This is a genomic window from Sphaerisporangium sp. NPDC088356 (assembly GCF_040685555.1).
Taxonomy (GTDB): domain Bacteria; phylum Actinomycetota; class Actinomycetes; order Streptosporangiales; family Streptosporangiaceae; genus Sphaerisporangium.
Map to the genome: position 1 here is coordinate 1 of NZ_JBFBIK010000290.1, position 1,114 is coordinate 1,114.

1 protein-coding gene is annotated in these 1,114 nt (G+C 68.3%); it reads right to left on the bottom strand.

From position 1 onward, the window contains the following. On the bottom strand, positions 1 to 952 hold a 952-nt coding region (locus tag AB0O34_RS36995; RefSeq protein WP_363923692.1), incomplete at its 3' end, for a transposase. Positions 953 to 1,114 lie beyond the last annotated feature (162 nt).

Consider the following 1,114-nt stretch of genomic DNA (forward strand, 5'->3'; position numbering starts at 1 on the left):
GAGCCCCGCACCAAGCGTGCAAAGCATCGGTCAGATGCGCATACCCGCTGTAGCCGTCTCGCACGATGATCCCGCGATAGCCGGGCAGCACCCCGCCATCGTCGATGTCGCCGGCGGTGCGGCCGCCGGTGTGCATCAAGGTCAGATACCGGGTGCAGGCCACATGCACGTAGGCCAGCGTCCCGTTCGCACGGGCGGGAGTCTCATCGACATGCAACGCCGGAGCCGTCCGCAGCAGCTCACGCAGATGTTCGGCGAACCCGCCGTCGGCCGGCAGCGCGGCGACCTTCCCGCGGACGGCGGCCGTCCACCCCGTCGCCACCTCGATCCCCGCCATCTGCGCCAGCAGCAGCGTGGCACGCTTGATCGGGATGTGATGACCACACACCAGGTTGGCGGCCATCGCATGGGTCCGGGGACCGAACTGAGCCCGGCCCGACGCGAACGGCGGCGCCTGCCCGACACTGATCGTCCCGCAGCAGGAACACCTCTTGGCCTGCACCACGAACTCGGTCGTGACCGGCGGCGGAGCCGGCTGGGCCTCGGTCACCTGCCGGCGCTGCTCACGCTCGACCGGTACGTCCACCAGATCCGCCCCACACCCGTCGCAAGCTGTCGGCGGACACTCGATCCGCACGTCCGGATTGTCGATGAGTTTCATCGTCATCCCAGGCTCACCTGGCTGTTTACCGGGACTCCGTCGCCCGCGCTCCCGTTGCGACCGATCCCGCGCCGCCGTCTTCTTCGTATAGATCGAATCCGAACTCGGCGGCTTCCCGGAGTTCCCCGAGTCACGGCCCTTCCGCCGTTCCAGCTCCTCCACCCGAGCGGCCAGCGCGACCAGTTGCCCGGCTTGCACCTCATTCGTCGCCCGCAGCGCGGCGAGCTGCAAGTCCTTGGCGGCCAGCGCGGCATCCTTCGCCTCGATGATCTCGCGAAGATCCCTGATCATCACCCGAGCCTCCGCCAGCCCCGCCCGTAGCTCCGCCAGCTCAGCGGCGAAAGACGGCGACTCGGACACGAAGCCTCATGATCCCGGCAACCCCTGTAGCGATCAACTCGGGCGCTCGGGCACGAGTCGGGCACTCGTCTCCGACTCAGGCTGAATAGCTAC